This is a genomic window from Bradyrhizobium valentinum, from assembly GCF_001440405.1.
Lineage (GTDB): Bacteria > Pseudomonadota > Alphaproteobacteria > Rhizobiales > Xanthobacteraceae > Bradyrhizobium > Bradyrhizobium valentinum.
Genome location: NZ_LLXX01000241.1, coordinates 1 through 18,125 on the forward strand (window position 1 = coordinate 1; position 18,125 = coordinate 18,125).

An 18,125-nucleotide genomic window follows, 5' to 3' on the forward strand; every position below is an offset into this window, starting at 1 on the left:
CCTCACGGAACAAGGCCACTTTAATCCTTCGCGCTAATACAAGGGTGGGCAAAGCGTAGCGTGCCCACCATTCAGCATGACGCTCTTCGAGAGATGGTGGGCACGGCGCGAACGCGCCTTTGCCCACCCTACGGCAGACGTCACATCACCTCGAGCACCAGCTCCATCGTCATTAGCACCGGATTGGCGCCGCGCATCAGCCGGCCCTCGGCGACGCCGCCGAGATAATCGACCAGCGCGATATCGATCTCCGCGTGCAGTGTGCCGTCGGCGCCGGGCGCGACGGTGCCGGCCTTGATCGCGAGCTCGGTCGCAAACGGCACGACGGTTCGGCCATCGGTGAAATGCGCGCCGATGGTGGAGCCGACGCCGCCGTGAATCCGCGCGCGCAGAATTCCGTGTTGCCGGCAGAACGTCTCCAGTGCCGCTGCAAAATCCTGATTCGGCCGCAGCCGCATCGCGAAGGCGCGGCTTTCGGCTTTGACGTTCGTGCCGGAGCGCGCCACCGGCCCAAACAATTTGAAATTGGTCTCGGGATCGGGCTCGGCCACAAACATCGCGCCGTCGATGCCGAACGCTTCCACCGCGAACGATTCGGCGACAATGCTCTCCTCGGGAAGAATGTGGCCGCCGTGCAGATGTCTGTCGGTCTCGGTCCACAGCCCGTGGCAATGGAAGAACGGCGCGCCGTCGCGCTCGCCGAGCGTCATTGCGCCGAGCTTCAGCCGCGTGATGCCGACAGGGCGAAAGGTGTCGCTGTAGAACGCTGCATTGGCGCCGGTCTTCGACAGCGCCGGCATCACATAGGCAAAGGGCCCAAGCGCCCCTCCCCGCATGCTCAGCACGCCGCCGGCGAATCCTGCTTCGGCAAAACCGCGGCGCGCGGCCTCCAGCAGCGGCAGGCCGGCGGCAAGCGTGAATGAAAACGGCCGTCCCCGCGCCTCGGCCCATTGGATGCGTTCGGGCGCGCGCGGCCCGGGCTGCGCGACGCTGCGCATCGCCTCAGCTACCCGTCTTGGAGACGTTGTCATTGGACGCGTTTTCATCACGCGAACCGGAAGCCACTTCGCTGGAAAACGCTTTGGTCTCAAGCAACCCTCGCGCTTCCAGTTCATCGCGGACCAGCCGCTTCGGAATCTTGCCATAGCCGGACTTCGGCAACTCCTCCCAGAAGAAGAAGCGCTTCGGCATCTTGTAGCGGGGCACCTTCGGAGCCAGGAACGCGGACAGCTCCGCCTCGCTCACGGCGGCTGCGCCCTCGCGCGCAACGCAGACGGCGACGCCGACTTCGCCCCAGAACGGGTCGGGCACGCCGAGGACGGCGACCTCGCCGATCGCGGGATGGGTGAGGATCTTCTCCTCGACCTCGCGCGGATAGATGTTGGAGCCGCCGGAGATATACATGTCCGACGCGCGCCCGGTGATGTAGACAAAACCCTCCTCGTCCATGTGGCCGAGATCGCCGGTACGAAACCAGCCATCACGAAACGCCTTCGCATTGGCCTCGGGGTTATCGTAATAGCCCGCGAATACGGCGGGACCGATCACGCAGATCTCGCCGGTCTCGAAAGCTTTAAGTTCGCGCCCGTCATCGCCCTGGATCGAGACCTGCATGCCCGTGCGCTCGAAGCCGCAAGTGCCGATGCGGGCCCGCGGGCCGTCCTCCGGGTCGTGCAGGCTGGCCGGCATCACCGTGATGTTGCCGGTGACCTCGCCGAGCCCGAAATATTGCACGAGCACCGGACCGAGCTTGGCGAGCGCGGCCTTCTGGTCCTCGCGATACATCGGCGCGCCGGCATAGATCACGAAGCGCAGCGAGGAATGGTCGTATTTGTCGACGGCGGGATGCTCGACCATCATCTTCAGAATGGTCGGCACCGTGAACATGTTGCTGACGCGATGCGCCTCGATAAGCCGGAACGCTTCGGCGATGTCGAATTTTTCCGAGGGCAGCAGAATGGTCGGCACGCCGCGCGCGGCCTGCACGAGCTGGTGTACGCCGGCGCCATGCGACAGCGGCGCGACCACCAGCGAGGCATCCGCCTCCGTCGTTCCCGGCATCAGGTCGGCGAGATGGTTGGTGACGACGAAGGCCATCTGGCCATGGGTCAGCACCGCGGCCTTGGAGCGCCCGGTCGTGCCTGAAGTGAAGAAGAACCAGCAGGGATCGTCGTAATCGACCGCTGCGTTGTCGACCCTGGCGCCGGCCTGCGACGCGATCCCTTCGCTTACCGTCCTCTCGCCAAACGTCCCCTCGCCGATCCGCCAGATGAATTCCAGCGCCGGATTGGCGGCCGCCGTGGCGTGTTCGGGGAAATCGCCATGGCATAAAAACGCCTTCGCGCCGGAGGCGCTGGCGAGATAGGCGACCTCGTCCGGCATCAGGCGGAAATTGGTCGGCACCCAGACCGCGCCGAGCCGAAATGCCGCGAACATCGACCAGAACATCTCGTCGCAATTTTTGGAATGGACGAGGATGCGGTCGCCCTTGACGACGCCGCGCGCGGCGAGGCCTGCGGCCAGTGCCGACACGGCGCTGTCGATCTCGCGCCAGGACCAGGATCTGTCACCCCAGATGAAGCCCGTGCGGTCGCCGTGGCGGCGGGCATTCTGGGTCAGCATATGCGCCAGGTTCATCACCCGGCGCGACATCCGCGCCAGCCCGCCCCGCGGGTTGGCGGTCTCGGCCCCGGTCATCGGAAGACCGCCCAAACAGGGCCTTGCAGGCCACGCCAATCAACCGTTACGCATCGCAACACAGACATCGAACACCTCATTCGAACGATAGCAGAACGCCGGGCACCTGATAGTCCGCCGGCAGCTCCACATTTCAGCATGATCCAGCCAAGCGCTCACGTCCATAACCCGGCCTAACGATTTGAGGAACAATGATTACCCGCCGAAAGCTGATCGTGTTGGGCATTGCAGGCCTGCTTGCCCTCACCTTCCCGCGCGTGGCATAGCTCGCAGGACCCGGATGTAAAATCATTCAAGGGGGCTACTGAAAAGCAGGAGGCTGACAAGGCTTTCATCGCCGTTACGATCGATAGCCACCCAGGGCCGCCGGCGAAACCGGCCGACCGGATCATTCGCCATGAATTCGTGCGCGAGGCAAGCGGATGGACGATCGACGAAATCAAAGGTGCCGTCCACGGCGAGGCGTGGTCGCGCCGTAATCACCGACTTCTTCAAACATTAGGAACGATGGCCTGCCGATCCTGTAAGACCGGCAGGCCATCATCGTAAACTACTGCGGATGATTGGCGAGGTCCTGATCGCTCAAGCGCCAGTCCTGCCAGAGCTGAAGCGCACCCAGGAGGGCGACGATGCCGCCGAGGGCGATGTGCCAGGCCCGAAGCATGTCGTCGCCGGCGTAGCCGAGAATGAACGGCGAGGCCGCCAGCCAGAGTCCGAGCGCGATCTCGCCGACCTCCTCCCAGCGCTGCAGTGCGACATATTCGAGTTGGGCGAGTCCGAACACCAGCATGCCGATCACGAACGTGTTGAGGATCATGGTACTGCGCTCGGCGTCCATTACGTCGTGGCTGGAGAAAGGAAACCACGGCGATATCACGATCAGCACGCCAAGCAGCATGCCGAACCAGTCCTCCCATGTGCGATGTTTGCTTAAGAAACCAAAGCCCGACATTGTAAACCTCCCCTTGAAAAGAGGCATACGTCGGCGGCCGCGATCACAGCATTTCCGAACCCAGACCCGGCCGCTTCGGCGGCGTATGTCATCCAAAAGACGTAGGAACCCCGCAACCCGTTGCAAGGCCCGCCTGCAAAGATCTTGCGGGCGCGAACACTCGTCCCGACCTACTGCGCCGCACCAAGCCGCTGCAGGCTCTCGCTCGCGGTGCGCAGGCCAGGACTAATCTCCAGCGCCTTGCGGAAATCGGCAATTGCGCGGTCGAGGTCACCCCCGTTGAACCAGGCATCGCCGCGGTTGTTGTAGGCCAGCGCGAAGCCCGAATCGATGCGGATCGCTTCGTCATAGTCGGCGATCGCGCGGTCGAGATCGCGCTTGAAGGCGTAGACGCGGCCGCGGTTGGTGAGCGCACGGGCTGAAGTCGGATCGAGCCGGATCGATTCATTGAGATCGGAAAGCGCGGCGTCGAGTTGCCGCTTCTCGGTTAGTCCGTGGCCGCGAAAGCAATAGGCGGCGGCAAGCCTGCTGCCGCTTTCGCGTTTGGCGCATATCAGCCAATCCCGGGCGAGCCAGTTTCCCCTTCGTCGCCGGATTGCATCGGCCGGTTCATTTCCCTAGATGAGAGGATGAATCATCCGGGAATTGCCGCATGGCTGTCGTCCGCGACAACAAGAATCAAAACCGCTTCGAGCTCGACGTCGACGGCGCTGTGGCGTTTGCGAATTATCGGGTCACGCCATCGGCGGTCATCATCACCCATACCGAAACGCCCCGCGCCCTTCGCGGCCGCGGCATCGCTTCCGAACTGGTCAAGGGTGCGCTCGAGCTGATCCGCGCCGACGGACGCAAGGTCATCGCCGGCTGCGGCTTTGTCGTGGACTATCTGCGCAAAAATCCGCAGTTTGCCGATCTGATGGGGTGAGGCAATGCACCTTCGCAAATCGCGGTCGTCCCTGCGAACGCAGGGACCCATACTCCGTGCAGTTAATCATTGTGCTCGATCAAAGACAACGTGGGCGGTACTCTCGCCTGTCATTGCCTTCCGTGGCTCTCGGCCCCTGCGTTCGCAAGGGCGACGGCGGTGGATGTGGTACTCTCAAACGATCCGGATCGACATATCCGGCAGGCCTTCGAGCTTGCACAGGATCACGTCGCCCTTCACGACCGGGCCGACATTTTCCGGCGTGCCTGAATAAATGATGTCGCCCGCCTTGAGTTCGAAGGCTTGCGAAAGCTTGGCGATCTGCTCCGCCACGTTCCAGATCATGTTGCGCAGATCGGAGTTCTGCTTGATCGTGCCATTCACCGCCAGCGAGATCGCGCCCTTGGTGAAATGTCCGGTCTTGGCTGCGGGATGAATCGGCCCGAGCACGGCGGAGCGATCAAAGCTCTTGCCGATCTCCCACGGCTTCTTCTCGTCCCCCATGGCGCGCTGCAGATCGCGTCGCGTCATATCGAGGCCAAGCGCGTAGCCATAGACATGGTCGAGCGCCTTCTCCGGCGAGATATCGGTGCCGCCCGATTTCAGCGCCGCCACGAGCTCGACCTCGTAATGATAGTTCTTGGTAAGCAAGGGATAGGGATGATCGCCCACCGTCCCGACGGCGACGTTCTGGATCGCGTCGGTCGGCTTTTGAAAGAAGAACGGCGGCTCGCGATTGGGATCCGAACCCATTTCGCGGGCGTGCGCGGCATAGTTGCGCCCGATGCAATAGATCCGGCGCACCGGAAACACATCGGTCTCACCCACGATCGGGATCGTCGCCGTGCCAACCGGAAAAATCGATTTCGGGCCGGTCTGCGCTGCGGCCGTGCCGCCTTGCACGGCCGTACCAGCCAGCGCCAGTGCGCCTGTTGCGAGAATGGTCCTGCGATCGACACTGCTCATTGGCGTTCTCCCTGTTTTGTTTTGCGAGTCTTCTTGTCCGCCCGCATCTACGGCGTTTTCGCCGTGAAGTGGACACCGTTTGCGCGTTGCTGCATTGCGACCGCACTAAAGAAGAAGGCCCGCGTCGCCGCAGGCCTTCGCATGTGTGAGCCGAGCGAAGCGTCAGTGCTTGATATCAGGCGGCAGTTTGCCGCCATTGGCGGCCAGCTTGGCCATGACCTGCTTGTGCAGCCAGATGTTCATGCTTGCGGAATCGTTGCTGTCGCCGGTATAGCCGAGCTCCTTCGCGAGATCCTTGCGCGCGGCGAAGCTGGAATCGATGTCGAGCGCCTTCATCAGGTCGACGATCGAGGTACGCCACGCCAGCTTCTCGCCCTTGGCGGCCACCGCTTTGTCCAGGATCGGCGCGACGTCGACGGTCGCCGCGGCCGGTGCAGCGGCCCCACCGGACGATCCGGCCTCCGCGGCCGCGCCGCCGCCAGCCGGCGCAGCATCTGCCTTGGTGCCGAAGATCGCGCTCATGATTTTTCCGAAAATGCTCATCGTTTTGCTCCCAATGACTTGAGGATGGGGTGAGTCTTTGGCGGCACTGTTTGACCGGCAGCACCACGCCGGGATCGTGTACAACTCTAGCGAGCCAGATAAAACTTGCCAATGAAACATTCACCGAAGCGTGAGTGCGATTGTCGCTGTTTGAGGGTACGCTCCAAGAACAGTTCGCGGCATGGCCAGTTCCACCACCCTGTCTTCGCGTCTGGCCCGATCGTGATCTTTTTTGGAAACGGCACGTTTGCGTCTTTCGATCGGCGCAAAATGCGACCGCCGAAGGGAGACAGCGACCATGGCCACTTCTTATCAAGGCAATGTCACATCACTGACGCAAAGCGGGCGAGACGCCGCAGCTGCGCCGGTCATCCGAACCATCGGCTTTGCCGAACTCGGCCGCGCGCTGCGACGCGGCTGGGAGGATTTCAAGGCCGTGCCAAGCCATGCCATCATCCTGTGCGTGATCTATCCCGTTCTCGGACTGGTGCTGGCACGCGCCGTGCTCGGCTATTCCGTCATCCCGCTGTTGTTTCCGCTGGCCGCCGGCTTCGCCCTGATCGGTCCGTTTGCTGCGCTTGGCCTCTATGAAATGAGCCGCCGCCGCGAGCGTGGTGAACAGGCAAGCGCATGGGATGCGCTGGAGGTGCTGCGTTCGCCGTCTTTCGGCGCGATGCTCGGGCTTGGCGTTCTCCTCTTGGCGCTGTTCGTGACCTGGGTGGCCACGGCGCAGGCGATCTATATTGCTGCGTTCGGCTATGAGGGCGCGACTGGCATTTCCGATTTTGCCACGCGCGTGCTGATGACGTCGCAAGGCTGGTGGCTGATCGTGGTTGGCTGCGGCGTCGGCTTCCTGTTCGCCCTCGTCGCGCTTTGCATCAGCGTGGTCTCCTTCCCGCTGATGCTCGACCGTCATGCCGGCGCCGGCGATGCGATGGTGACCTCGCTGCGCGCGGTCGCACGCAATCCCGTGCCGATGGCGGCCTGGGGTTTGATGGTCGCGGTGCTGCTGGTCGCGGGAACGTTGCCGTTCTTCGTCGGCCTTGCCGTCGTCATCCCCCTGCTCGGCCATGCCACCTGGCATCTCTATCGGGCAACGATCGAACCGGAACTCAATCCGCAGCCGCTTCCGCCCCGCGCACACCGCGAGCGCAAGTCTGCCGCCGATTTTCCGGCCAATCTGTTCCCCTGGCGGCGCAAAGATAGCGCATAGGCCGGCACGGAACCCGATCGATCCCACCGCCGGTCGACCCGACCGGCGGTGGGGCTGTTCACTGCTCACTAACGATGAATTGAGCATCCTCAACGGAAAGGCGGTCACGGCAACCACATAAGCCTTGTTTTGGCCGATCTTGCTTCGAACATTCGGCATGAAGTTGACACTAACGTTGATGACGCATCGATCGTGGAGTGAACGGCACGATGATCTCTCGCCTCTCTCTGCGCGCTCTGACCCTGGGCGCTCTGTTGCTGACTTCAGCGGCGCCCGCCCTCGCCGCACCTTGCGGCACGGGCCCGTTCGAAGCATGGCTGGAGGACTTCAAGAAGGAAGCTGCCTCCAAAGGAATATCGACGTCCGCCATTCAGGCCGGCTTGACCGGCGTCACGCTCGACAAGAGCGTGCTGGCCCGCGATCAATCGCAAAAGGTCTTCAGCCAGAGCTTTGAGGAATTCTCCGGCCGCATGATTCCGCCCCGGCTCACGCGCGGCTCCCACATGCTCAAGCAATACGGCTCCGTGCTCGGGCGCATCGAACAGGCTTACGGCGTACCAGGCGAAGTACTGGTGGCAATCTGGGGCCTGGAAACCGATTTCGGCGTCAACATTGGAAAATTCGCGACGCTGCGCTCGCTGGCAACGCTGGCCTATGATTGCCGCCGCGCCGATATGTTCAAGGCCGAGTTGATGGACGCGCTACGCATCGTCGAGCGCGGCGATATCGCGCCACAGGATTTGCGCGGCGCATGGGCTGGCGAAATCGGTCAGACCCAGTTCATGCCGTCGTCCTACGTCAAGTTCGCGGTCGATTTCGACGGCAACGGCCGCCGCGATCTCTTGCGCAGCCCTCCGGATGTGCTGGCCTCGACCGCCAACTTCCTTGCCGGCCACGGCTGGCAGCGCGGCAAGGAGTGGGAGCCGGGCAGCGCCAATTTTGCAGCGATCAAAGAATGGAACAAGAGCGAGGTCTACGCCAAGACCATCGCCCATTTCGCGACGCAGCTTTCGCGCGCCCCTTAGACTGGCAACCACTCAAGGGCCGGCACAGCGATCATCATCCCTTTGCCTTCAGGTCTGCGCCCGCGGTTAGCTTCGCGCGAGCATATTGACCATTAGCCGACCATCGCAGCCGCCTTCCGGGCGATGAAATCAGAAACGGATCGCCACCCGTAAAAATGAATATTTGTTCATTCATAATCAGCGCGTCAGATGTGATTCGCGCATAAGAAGATTCCAAAACTCGCTTTTGAAGCTTATTTTGTGCGCTGCACCCACTCACGGCCTTGTGCTTGAACCCTCCTGATTGCTATTTGGCCAACAGCGAGGGTTAATTCGAAAATGACGGTAAGCTCCTAAATTTACGGTATTATTTTAGAAGCCTGTGGGCGCACGAGCCGACCGATTTTGCAGTCATGCCGAAAAGTTAAGCGGCCCTTACCGTTGCCATGCGTTTTAGGATTAGCTGCATCGCAACATAGGAACTTCTGCACTGCAGTATCTAGGTCTATATTCATTTCAACGATGAAGCCGGCCTCCAAGGGCTGAATCGTAACTGCAAGGAGACTACCATGTTGCTCTCGCTCATCCGCATGATCCAGGCTTTCCGGGATTATCAGCGCAATGTCAGCGAACTGTCCCAGCTCAGCGATCGCGAACTGGCCGATATCGGCCTTGATCGTTCGGACATTCCGCGCGTTGCAGCGGGAACCTACAACGGCTGATCTTCGTTCAGCCGCGCCTGATGAACGGATAGCGCCCGCCCTGCTGCGGGCGTTGTCGTTTCTAGCCTTCATAGTTTGACGCGTTTTCTTCACGCGAACCGGCATCCACTTCGCTCGAAAACGCTATGGTAGGTGCGCTTCGCGCGAAAACGCGCTAACCCTGCGCGCATGATTTCCTCTACCCCCCAAACTGACACCGTCCATGTGATTGGCGGCGGCCTTGCCGGCTCAGAAGCTGCCTGGCAGGTCGCCAATGCAGGCGTTCGCGTCGTCCTGCATGAGATGCGCCCGTTGCGGATGACCGAGGCGCACCGCACCGAAGGTCTGGCCGAGCTCGTCTGCTCCAACTCGTTTCGCTCGGACGACGCCGCCAACAACGCCGTAGGCCTGCTGCACGCCGAGATGCGCCGGTTGGGCTCGCTGATCATGCGCTCCGCCGACGCCAACCAGGTGCCCGCGGGCGGGGCGCTGGCGGTCGACCGCGACGGGTTTTCTGCAGCCGTCACCAAGGCGCTGCACGACCATCCCTTGATCGAGATCGACCGCGCTGAAATCGCCGGTCTGCCGCCCACCGAATGGGGCAACGTGATCGTCGCGACCGGCCCCCTCACCTCAGCGCCACTGGCGGACGCTATCCGCGAACTCACCGACGAGAACGCGCTGGCGTTCTTCGATGCAATCGCGCCGATCGTGCACAAGGATTCCATCGATATGTCGGTGGCGTGGTTTCAATCGCGCTACGACAAGGTCGGGCCCGGCGGGACCGGCGCCGACTACATCAACTGCCCTATGACGAAGGAGCAGTATGACGCCTTCGTCGCGGCGCTGCTGGCCGGCGACAAGGTGGATTTCAAGGACTGGGAAACTAACACGCCCTATTTCGACGGCTGCCTGCCGGTCGAGGTGATGGCCGAGCGCGGCCACGAGACGCTGCGGCACGGACCAATGAAGCCCGTCGGGCTGACCAATCCGCACAACCCCACGGTCAAGCCTTACGCCATCGTGCAACTGCGGCAGGACAACAAGCTCGGCACGCTCTACAACATCGTCGGCTTCCAGACCAAGCTGAACTACGGCGCGCAGCAGCGCGTGTTCCGTACCATTCCAGGGCTCGAGAACGCCGAATTCGCCCGGCTCGGCGGCCTGCACCGCAACACCTTCCTGAACTCGCCAAAGCTTCTGGACGGCCAGTTGCGGCTGCGCGCGCAGCCACGGCTGCGCTTTGCCGGGCAGATGACCGGCTGCGAGGGCTATGTGGAATCCGCCAGCATCGGCCTGATCGCAGGCCTCTACGCTGCGGCGAACACTCGGGCGCAATCGCTCGAACCGCCGCCTGCGACCACGGCGTTGGGATCTCTGCTCGGGCATATCACTGGGGGCCACATCGAGACGTCAGAGGCCGGAATGCGCTCGTTCCAGCCGATGAACATCAATTTCGGACTGTTTCCTCCGCTTGCCACCCTTCCCACCAAGAAGCCGGACGGCACGCGGCTGCGCGGCAACGAGAAGACGGTTGCCAAGAAGCAGGCGCTTAGCGCCCGGGCGCTGGCCGATCTCGATCGCTGGATCGCTGATCATCTGCGCGTCGCGGCGGCGGCGTAATTCCATGGGCTTGCCGAAAGACGACAACGCCACCCTGTCGGCGCGATGGACCGAAGGCGTGCTGCTGAAGCGCGACGTGTTCTCGACCGTCGAGCGCGGCCGTTTCCGCGATGATGCCGGCGAGATCGATGCCGTGCTGCGCCGGCTCGACCAAGTGCCGCTGTGGTCCTATCCGCTCGCCCGCCATCTGTTCGCCCGCGAGCGCCGCGCGCTGGCGCTGGCACGCGATCTTGACGTCGGCCCGAAGCTGCTCTGGGCCGGCCGAAGAGCGCTGGTGCGCGGCTTCATCGATGGCGTCGCGCTGCATCTGGCCAAACCCCATGGCGACCTCGCCTATTTCCGATCCGCCAAGCTGGCTTTGCGCAAGCTGCACCGCGCCGGCATCTGCCATAACGATCTCGCCAAGGAGCAGAACTGGCTCCGTGGCAGCAACGGCCGGGCCTATGTGACCGATTTTCAACTGGCTGCCTGCTTCAAGACAAGAACCCGCCTGTTCCGTATCGCGGCCTATGAGGATCTGCGGCATCTGCTGAAGCACAAGCGCAGCTATGCGCCGTCGGCGCTGACGCCGATGGAGCGCAAGATCCTGGCGCGCAAATCCTTTGTCGCCAGCATCTGGCTCAAAACCGGCAAGAAGGTCTACCAGGCCATCACGCGCGGGCTATTCAATTTCACCGACCGCGAAGGCGGCGGCAGGCGGCTGGTCAACGACGCGCCTGTTTTGATCGACCTGATCAGGAAGAACCCCGACGTGCGCGATACCGCGATCGTGGCTTTCGCCGACCGGCGCACCGGCGTCGGGTTGTATGCCTTCGTCGAGGCCGACAAGGTCGCACTGGAGAAGCAGCTACGCAGTGAACTCGCGACAGCCAAGGGCGTCAGGCCGCCAGAGCATATCCAGGTGGTGCACGGCTTGCCGCGCGATGCCGCCGGCAAGCCGCGCACGGAGATATTGCAGCTGGTTGCGATGAACCAGCTCGACCTGATCGAGCCGCTGATTAACAACGAGGTCGACCGGGCGTTCCTGAAGGACATTCTGGAGAGCCGCAAGAATTTGCGGGACCGGTTCAATTTCGAGTCGGCTGATATGGATAGGCCGTCAACTTGACGTTTGCTGTCGTCACCCGCGAAGGCGGGTGACCCAGCATTCCAGAGGCTTTGGAGATAGATCGATAGGCCGCGGCGTACTGGATACCCCGCCTTCGCGGGGTATGACAGGCCTGGATTTGCGCGGCCACCTACCCGCCAAACTCCCGCGACCGTGACGCACGCCACAACGTCCACAAGGTCTGTAACCGCGACGTCGCATGCGGCGTGAAGGGGTCGACGTCAGCACGTGACATACGCTTGAGATCGCGGCGGACCAGCGTCAGCGGCAGGAACACCGGCCGCACAGGCCGCGGCACGTGCATGAGCAGCTCGAAGGCCGTACCGAGATGCTTTCGGGCGTCTCCGACCAACTGATCGATCGCGGCACGCGCCTGCGGCGTCTGCTTGCCGGAAAAGACCTCTTCCATCCCGCTGCCGTGTTGCTGTAGCAATTGCAGCGGCAGGAATAGCTGACGCCGCGCGGCATCGAACGGCAGCGTTGCGATCACCTGCGCCATGCCCTGGCCCAGCCCGGCATGGCGCGCGAGATGGTCGATCACGGCCGACGGCTGTGCCGCGATCCGTGCGCCGAGCGAGAACAGCGCCGCGGAGGTGTCGGTGACATAGCCTTCCAGCGCCGCCATCGACGGCATCGGATCATTATAGAGATCGAACTGATGCTCCTCGATCAGCCGCGACAGCGGCTCGACCGGCAGGCGGAATTCGCCGATGGCTTGCAACAGCTCGGCCGCGACAGGATTGCCCTCGACGCCGCCATGGCCGGCGCCTTCGAGCATGTCAGTCCACCATTGCAGCCGCATTTCGCCCGGCAGAGGCTGGCTGACCTGCTCGCGCACGCGCGTTATCTCGACGTTGAAGGCATAGACCGCCAGCAGCGCGCGGCGCTGGGTCGCCGGCAGAAACAGCGTCGATGCGTAGCGGGCGAAGTCGTGCGTGCGCACCAGATCGGCGCAGAACGCGGCGGAATCTTTCGACGTCGCCGCCCCGCTCATGGCACCGCGATCAACGCCGCCGCGACCCGCCGGCGCTCACCCAGCATGATGTTGTAGGTACGGATCGCGGGCCCGGTCTGCATCGCGTCGAGCACCACGTGCACGGCGCGCAATGCTTCCCGAAGGCCCCGTGGCGGCACCCAGACTTCAGTGCCGGTGCCGACGATCAGCGTATCGATGGAATTGGCGGCCTTGAACACCCGCGTCAGCGAATACTCGTCGATCTCGGCAGGCTTCGTCACCGGCCAGGCCCAAATACCGTCGGGCAGGCACAATAGCGAGCCGCGATGCGACATGTCGGCGAAGGCGAAGCCGCCCTTGCCGTAGGCTTCGATCGGCGCCGACCTCGGAAGATGCGGGGCGTCCGGGGATGTGGTTGCTCGATTTGGCATGATCTTTTTCCGAAAACCGGTTCCCACCCTCGGGTCAAGCCCGAGGGCGTGCTTTTCGGATCGTGCCCTACTTCTTCGCAGGCGTATCCGGCGCGTCGCGGTGCTCACCGACGCCAAGATAGATCAGGATCGGCGCAGCGATGAAGATCGAAGTGTAGGTGCCAACCAGCAGCGCGCCGAACACCATGACGGCCGTAAAGCTGTGGATCGCGTGGCCGCCGAACAACAACAGCGCCAGCAACGCCAGCGTCACCGTGACGTGGGTGATGATCGAGCGCGACAGCGTCGAATTGATGGATTCGTTGAGGAGCTGCGGCATCGGCATTTTCTTGTAGCGCCGCAGCATTTCCCGGATGCGGTCGTAGATCACGACCGTATCGTTCAGCGAGTAGCCGAGAATCGTCAATAACGCTGCAATACTCGTAAGGTCGAAATCGACCTGCGAGATCGACATGAAGCCGATCGTCAACACGATGTCGTGGACGTTGGCGATCATGGCGCCGAGCGCGAACTGCCATTCGAACCGGAACCAGAGATAGATCAGGATTGAGAAAATCGCGAGCATCATGCCGAGCATGCCGTAAGCCAGCAATTCGCCGGAAACGCGCGGTCCCACCACTTCGACGCGGCGATATTCAACGGAATCGCCGAGCGCGCCGCGGACTTTCTGCACCGCAGCCTGCTGCGCGGCGTCGCCGCCGGGTTGCTCGGCTACCCGAATCAGCACGTCGGCCGGACCGCCGAATTGCTGTAGCTGAATATCGCCGAGCCCAAGCGTGCTCAGTTTCGCCCGCATCGCGCCGATGTCGGCAGGGCCGGACTTGTCCTGCACTTCCAGGAGCGTACCGCCCCTGAAGTCGATGCCGAAATTCAGCCCGTGGGTGAAAAACAGCACGATCGCGAGGATCGACAGAGCCGCGGAGATTGGGAAGCTGATGCGACGAAAGCGCGTGAAATCGAAATGCGTGACGTCAGGGACGATGCGCAGCGGCGGCAACAGATCGAACACGGCGACCACGGTCAGCACGACGATCAGAACGCCCAGCGCAATGAGAATAGATTGAGTCACAGTGGGGTCCCTAGATCGGCACGGTCTTCGGCCGCTTCCAGCGCACCCAGCCAGCGACAATCAGGCTGGTGAGCGTAAACGCTGTGAAGACCGTGGTGATGATACCGATGCCGAGCGTGACGGCGAAGCCGCGAACCGGGCCGGTGCCGATGTAGAACAGCACCGCTGCGGCAATGAAGGTGGTGATGTTGGAGTCCAGAATTGTCGCCAATGCGCGGCGGAATCCCGCGTCGATTGCCGAAATCGCGTTGCGTCCGCCGCGCAACTCCTCGCGGATGCGCTCATAGATCAGCACGTTGGAGTCAACGGCGATGCCGACCGTCAGCACGACGCCGGCGATACCGGGCAGCGTCAGCGTGGCGTTGAGCAGCGACAGGATGCCGAAGATCATCGCGACGTTGATGGCAACCGCGATGTTGGCGAACACGCCGAACAGCCGGTAGGTCAGCAGCATGAACGCGATGACCATGATCGAGCCGACGTAAGCCGCGAGTTTGCCCTTTTCGATCGAGTCCTGGCCAAGCCCGGGGCCGACGGTGCGCTCCTCGATCACGGTCAGCGGCGCCGGCAGTGCGCCGGCACGCATTAGCAGCGCGAGTTCGTTGGCCGCCTGCACCGTGAAGTTGCCGGAAATCTGCCCCTGGCCGCCGGTGATCGGTTCGCGGATCACGGGTGCTGATATCACCTTGTTGTCGAGGACGATGGCAAAGGGTTGCCCGACATTTTCCGACGTCGCCTGCGCGAATTTGCGGGAGCCCGAACTGTTGAACTTGAAGTTCACGATCGGCTCGTTGGTGCGCTGGTCGAAGCCCGGCTGCGCGTCGGTCAGGTCGCCGCCCGACACCAGCACCTGGCGCTTGATGACGTAGGGCACCTTGGGCGATTGCTCGCTCATCAAGACTTCCGAATCCGCCGAAACTCCCCGCCCCGACTGAACCTGATCCGGCGACACCGACGAATCGACCATCCGGAATTCCATCTTGGCGGTCTGGCCAAGGATGCGCTTCAGGTCGGTTGGATCCTGCAACCCCGGCACCTGGACCAGGATGCGATCGGTGCCTTGCCGCTGGATCAAGGGCTCGACCGTGCCCAATTCGTTGATACGGCGCTCGACGATCTGGATTGACTGTTCAATCGTTTGCCGGATGCGTTCGGTAATGGCAGCTTGCGGCACGGTGAGACGGAACAGGCCGCCGCCGGCATCGGAGACTTCGAGGCTGCGCTGCCCTGAGGAGCCGAGCAGGCCGCCAAGCGGCTGCGACAGCTCGCGCAGCTTGGTGAGGGCCGCTTGCTGGTCACTCTCCTTGACGCGGACTTCGGCGGCGTCGCCGCGGACGGCAAGGCCGGTATAGCCGATCTTGGCATCACGCAGCACGCGGCGGATCTCGTCGCGCACCTGGTCGAGCTTTTCCTTCTTCACATAGTTGGAATCGACTTCGAGCAGCAGGTACGAGCCGCCCTGCAGATCGAGGCCGAGCACGATGTGGCGTTGTGCCCATACCGGCCAGGTCTTCACTCTCTCCTGGGAAAAGAAGTTCGGAACCGCGAACAGGCAGACGATTAGCGCGGTCAGAATGATCGCCAGCGCCTTCCACCGCGTGAAATACAACATCGAGTAGACCCGTCAGATCCAGGAAAATGCGCCGCGGGAAGCGGCGCGGAAAACTCAGCTCGCGGACGTCTCGTCCTTGGCCTCACTCTTTTCCTTGGCTGGCTCGCCCTTGGCGCGGACGCCTGAAATCATCTGCCGCATCTGCCGCACGCGGACACCGTCCGAAATCTCGAACTCGATCTGGTCGTCGTCCACCACCTTGGTCACCTTGCCGACCAGGCCGCCCGAGGTCACCACGGTGTCACCGCGGCGGATGTTTTTGACCAGTTCCTGGTGATCCTTCACCTTCTTCTGCTGCGGTCGCAGAATCAGGAAATACATGATCACGAAGATCAGCGCGAACGGCAGCAGCGACATCAACATGCTGTTGGCATCGCCGCCGGCTGCAGCCTGGGCGTACGCAGGGGTAATCAGCATCGAACAATCCTCGTGAGACGGAAAAGAACCGGCCATGCCTGGGCTTAGCGCCTTGGGCAAATCGCCGGTCCGGGCAAATTCGCGCGGACTATAGCGGCGGCGGGCCCAATTGCAACGCTGGCCGCCCTCTCATTTAGGTCGCTTGCGAGACCTTCCAAGGCCCGTTAAGGCTGCGCGGTCAGGAACTCCGGAAATGTCGAAAAAACCCAAGAAAAAAGCGACTCAAACAGCGCTCGGTGCCACCCCCAGGGCCGCCTCGCGAGGACAAGCGAAAACCGCGACAAAACGTCCGGCAAACGCGCATAATGACGCCACCGCCGAACGGATCGCCACGGCGCTGGAGGCCATCGCCGGCCACCTTTCCGCGGCCTCTCCGGCGGCGGGAAACCCCAAGTCATTCGGCTCCGCCGACGCCTTTGTCTGGCACCCGGACGGACGCCTTTCGCCGGTGCCGCGCGTCAGCCGCGTCGACCTCGGCCTGCTCAAGGGCATCGACCGGATGCGCGACATCCTGATCGAAAACACCGAGCGCTTTGCCGATGGCCTGCCGGCCAACAACGCGCTGCTTTGGGGCGCGCGAGGCATGGGCAAGTCCTCGCTGGTGAAGGCGACGCATGCCAATATCAACATCGACCGCAAGCCTTCCGACCGGCTCAAGCTGATCGAGATTCACCGCGAGGACATCGAGAGCCTGCCCGGCCTGATGGACCTCTTGCGCAGCTCCGATTTCCGTTTCATCGTGTTTTGCGACGACCTCTCCTTCGACGGCAACGACGCCTCCTACAAATCGCTCAAGGCAGTGCTGGAAGGCGGTATCGAGGGACGTCCCGACAACGTCATCCTCTATGCCACCTCCAACCGGCGGCACTTGCTGGCGCGTGAGATGATCGAGAACGAACGCTCGACCGCGATCAACCCGGGCGAAGCGGTCGAGGAGAAGGTGTCGCTGTCGGACCGGTTTGGTCTGTGGCTTGGCTTTCACCGCTGCAGCCAGGACGAGTACCTCGCCATGGTGCGCGGCTATTGCGGCCATTTCGGCATCAAGATGTCAGACGAAGAGCTGGAACGCGAGGCGCTGGAATGGTCGACCACGCGCGGCTCCCGCTCGGGCCGCGTCGCCTGGCAGTTCACGCAGGAACTGGCGGGACGGCTGGGCGTGAGGCTAGCCGGGAAGTAGGCTGGTCCGCGAGCAGACATCCCGCGACAACCCCGAACTGTCATTCCCCGCGAAGGCGGGGAATCCAGTACGCCGCGGCTTCTCGGCTCAATCGCAACTGCTCTGGAATACTGGATCGCCCGGTCATTAAGCCGGGCGACGAACAGTTGTTGGTGGGGGGGCGCCGTTGGCAGCTAGCCGATCACGCCCCGTTCAGGAATTGAAGCGGGTCAACCGGTGATGATCCCTTGCGGATCTCGAAGTGGAGCTGCGGCGACCCCACCTCGCCCGATTGACCCGATTTGGCAATGATCTGGCCACGTTTGATCGTATCGCCGCGCTTCACCAGCAGTTCACTCGCATGGGCATATGCGGTGACGTAACCGTTGGAGTGCCGCACCAGAACCAGATTGCCGTAACCCTTGAGCTCGTTACCGGAATAGGCGACCACGCCGTCTTCCGCCGCTTTCACCGGCGTGCCTTCCGGCACTGCCAGGTTGATGCCGTCATTCGATTTACCGTTGGTCTTGGCGCCGTAGCTCGTGATCACCTTGCCGCGCACCGGCCAGCGGAAGGTCGGCAGCGCGCCGGTGGCTTCACCGGGCTTGATGGAAGCTTGCTCGACGACGGGCTTTTCTTCCATGACATTCGTGGTGGCGGAAGCCAGCCGCGCGCTCTGCGGCGGACCGCCGGCTGCGGCCATCTTGGTGGCCGGCGCAGCAACCGCTGCGACCGGCTGGGCGGGGGCGGCTG

19 protein-coding genes are annotated in these 18,125 nt (G+C 62.8%); 7 read left to right on the forward strand and 12 right to left on the reverse strand.

From position 1 onward, the window contains the following. Positions 1-140 precede the first annotated feature (140 nt). The 4 genes from CP49_RS41495 to CP49_RS48525 all read right to left on the reverse strand — a co-directional run bounded on the left by CP49_RS41495 (position 141) and on the right by CP49_RS48525 (position 4,245). The gene (locus CP49_RS41495; protein ID WP_057855852.1) at positions 141-998 is read right to left on the reverse strand and encodes a PCC domain-containing protein; all 858 of its coding nucleotides are present in this window, start codon (positions 996-998) and stop codon (positions 141-143) included. Positions 999-1,002: 4 nt separating this feature from the next. Next, a complete protein-coding gene (locus CP49_RS41500) occupies positions 1,003-2,697 on the reverse strand; it encodes an acyl-CoA synthetase (protein ID WP_082646510.1) in 1,695 nt (564 codons plus the stop codon). A gap of 550 nt (positions 2,698-3,247) precedes the next feature. Continuing rightward, the gene (locus tag CP49_RS41510; protein ID WP_057855854.1) at positions 3,248-3,649 is read right to left on the reverse strand and encodes an SPW repeat protein; all 402 of its coding nucleotides are present in this window, start codon (positions 3,647-3,649) and stop codon (positions 3,248-3,250) included. Between the two features lie 170 nt (positions 3,650-3,819). Beyond that, positions 3,820-4,245, reverse strand: a complete 426-nt coding sequence (locus tag CP49_RS48525; RefSeq protein WP_082646511.1) for a tetratricopeptide repeat protein — start codon at positions 4,243-4,245, stop codon at positions 3,820-3,822. A 56-nt stretch (positions 4,246-4,301) separates the two neighbouring features. On the opposite strand from CP49_RS48525, the gene CP49_RS41515 reads away from it, so the two are divergent. Next, positions 4,302-4,574, forward strand: a complete 273-nt coding sequence (locus CP49_RS41515) for a GNAT family N-acetyltransferase (RefSeq protein ID WP_057855855.1) — start codon at positions 4,302-4,304, stop codon at positions 4,572-4,574. A gap of 174 nt (positions 4,575-4,748) precedes the next feature. Here the strand turns inward: CP49_RS41515 and CP49_RS41520 are convergent, their stop codons facing one another. Both CP49_RS41520 and CP49_RS41525 read right to left on the reverse strand, forming a co-directional pair. Then, positions 4,749-5,540 (reverse strand): fumarylacetoacetate hydrolase family protein, encoded by a 792-nt coding sequence (locus tag CP49_RS41520; RefSeq protein ID WP_057855856.1) that lies wholly within the window; start codon positions 5,538-5,540, stop codon positions 4,749-4,751. 162 nt (positions 5,541-5,702) lie between these two features. Continuing rightward, positions 5,703-6,083, reverse strand: a complete 381-nt coding sequence (locus CP49_RS41525) for a DUF3597 domain-containing protein (RefSeq protein WP_057855857.1) — start codon at positions 6,081-6,083, stop codon at positions 5,703-5,705. 298 nt (positions 6,084-6,381) lie between these two features. Between CP49_RS41525 and CP49_RS41530 the strand changes: the two genes are divergently transcribed. The 5 genes from CP49_RS41530 to CP49_RS41545 all read left to right on the forward strand — a co-directional run bounded on the left by CP49_RS41530 (position 6,382) and on the right by CP49_RS41545 (position 11,732). Then, complete coding sequence (locus CP49_RS41530) at positions 6,382-7,296, forward strand: DUF2189 domain-containing protein (RefSeq protein WP_057855858.1); 915 nt, start codon at positions 6,382-6,384, stop codon at positions 7,294-7,296. 209 nt (positions 7,297-7,505) lie between these two features. Next, positions 7,506-8,321: a lytic murein transglycosylase gene (locus tag CP49_RS41535; RefSeq protein ID WP_057855865.1), complete on the forward strand. Its 816-nt coding sequence runs from the start codon at positions 7,506-7,508 to the stop codon at positions 8,319-8,321. A 548-nt stretch (positions 8,322-8,869) separates the two neighbouring features. Then, positions 8,870-9,022 (forward strand): DUF1127 domain-containing protein, encoded by a 153-nt coding sequence (locus tag CP49_RS44165; RefSeq protein WP_016846063.1) that lies wholly within the window; start codon positions 8,870-8,872, stop codon positions 9,020-9,022. Between the two features lie 168 nt (positions 9,023-9,190). Then, positions 9,191-10,624 (forward strand): methylenetetrahydrofolate--tRNA-(uracil(54)-C(5))-methyltransferase (FADH(2)-oxidizing) TrmFO, encoded by a 1,434-nt coding sequence (gene trmFO, locus CP49_RS41540; protein WP_057855859.1) that lies wholly within the window; start codon positions 9,191-9,193, stop codon positions 10,622-10,624. A gap of 4 nt (positions 10,625-10,628) precedes the next feature. Beyond that, positions 10,629-11,732 carry a serine/threonine protein kinase gene (locus CP49_RS41545; RefSeq protein WP_057855860.1) on the forward strand — a complete coding sequence of 368 codons (1,104 nt, stop codon included), beginning with the start codon at positions 10,629-10,631 and terminating at the stop codon, positions 11,730-11,732. 130 nt (positions 11,733-11,862) lie between these two features. Here the strand turns inward: CP49_RS41545 and CP49_RS41550 are convergent, their stop codons facing one another. The 5 genes from CP49_RS41550 to yajC form a co-directional block, all read right to left on the reverse strand. After that, a complete protein-coding gene (locus CP49_RS41550; RefSeq protein ID WP_057855861.1) occupies positions 11,863-12,726 on the reverse strand; it encodes a phytoene/squalene synthase family protein in 864 nt (287 codons plus the stop codon). Beyond that, on the reverse strand, positions 12,723-13,118 hold the full coding sequence (locus CP49_RS41555) for an Mth938-like domain-containing protein (protein ID WP_057855866.1): 396 nt from the start codon (positions 13,116-13,118) through the stop codon (positions 12,723-12,725). The genes CP49_RS41550 and CP49_RS41555 overlap by 4 nt, the downstream gene beginning before the upstream one ends. 67 nt (positions 13,119-13,185) lie before the next feature. After that, positions 13,186-14,187: a protein translocase subunit SecF gene (secF, locus tag CP49_RS41560; protein WP_057855862.1), complete on the reverse strand. Its 1,002-nt coding sequence runs from the start codon at positions 14,185-14,187 to the stop codon at positions 13,186-13,188. Between the two features lie 10 nt (positions 14,188-14,197). Then, complete coding sequence (gene secD, locus CP49_RS41565) at positions 14,198-15,799, reverse strand: protein translocase subunit SecD (protein ID WP_057855863.1); 1,602 nt, start codon at positions 15,797-15,799, stop codon at positions 14,198-14,200. A 54-nt stretch (positions 15,800-15,853) separates the two neighbouring features. Next, on the reverse strand, positions 15,854-16,216 hold the full coding sequence (gene yajC, locus CP49_RS41570; RefSeq protein ID WP_057855867.1) for a preprotein translocase subunit YajC: 363 nt from the start codon (positions 16,214-16,216) through the stop codon (positions 15,854-15,856). Between the two features lie 193 nt (positions 16,217-16,409). On the opposite strand from yajC, the gene CP49_RS41575 reads away from it, so the two are divergent. After that, positions 16,410-17,393: an ATP-binding protein gene (locus tag CP49_RS41575; protein ID WP_057855864.1), complete on the forward strand. Its 984-nt coding sequence runs from the start codon at positions 16,410-16,412 to the stop codon at positions 17,391-17,393. 181 nt (positions 17,394-17,574) lie between these two features. Here CP49_RS41575 and CP49_RS41580 read toward each other — a convergent pair. After that, a partial coding sequence (locus CP49_RS41580) for a murein hydrolase activator EnvC family protein (protein WP_156438937.1) occupies positions 17,575-18,125 on the reverse strand: 551 nt, incomplete at its 5' end.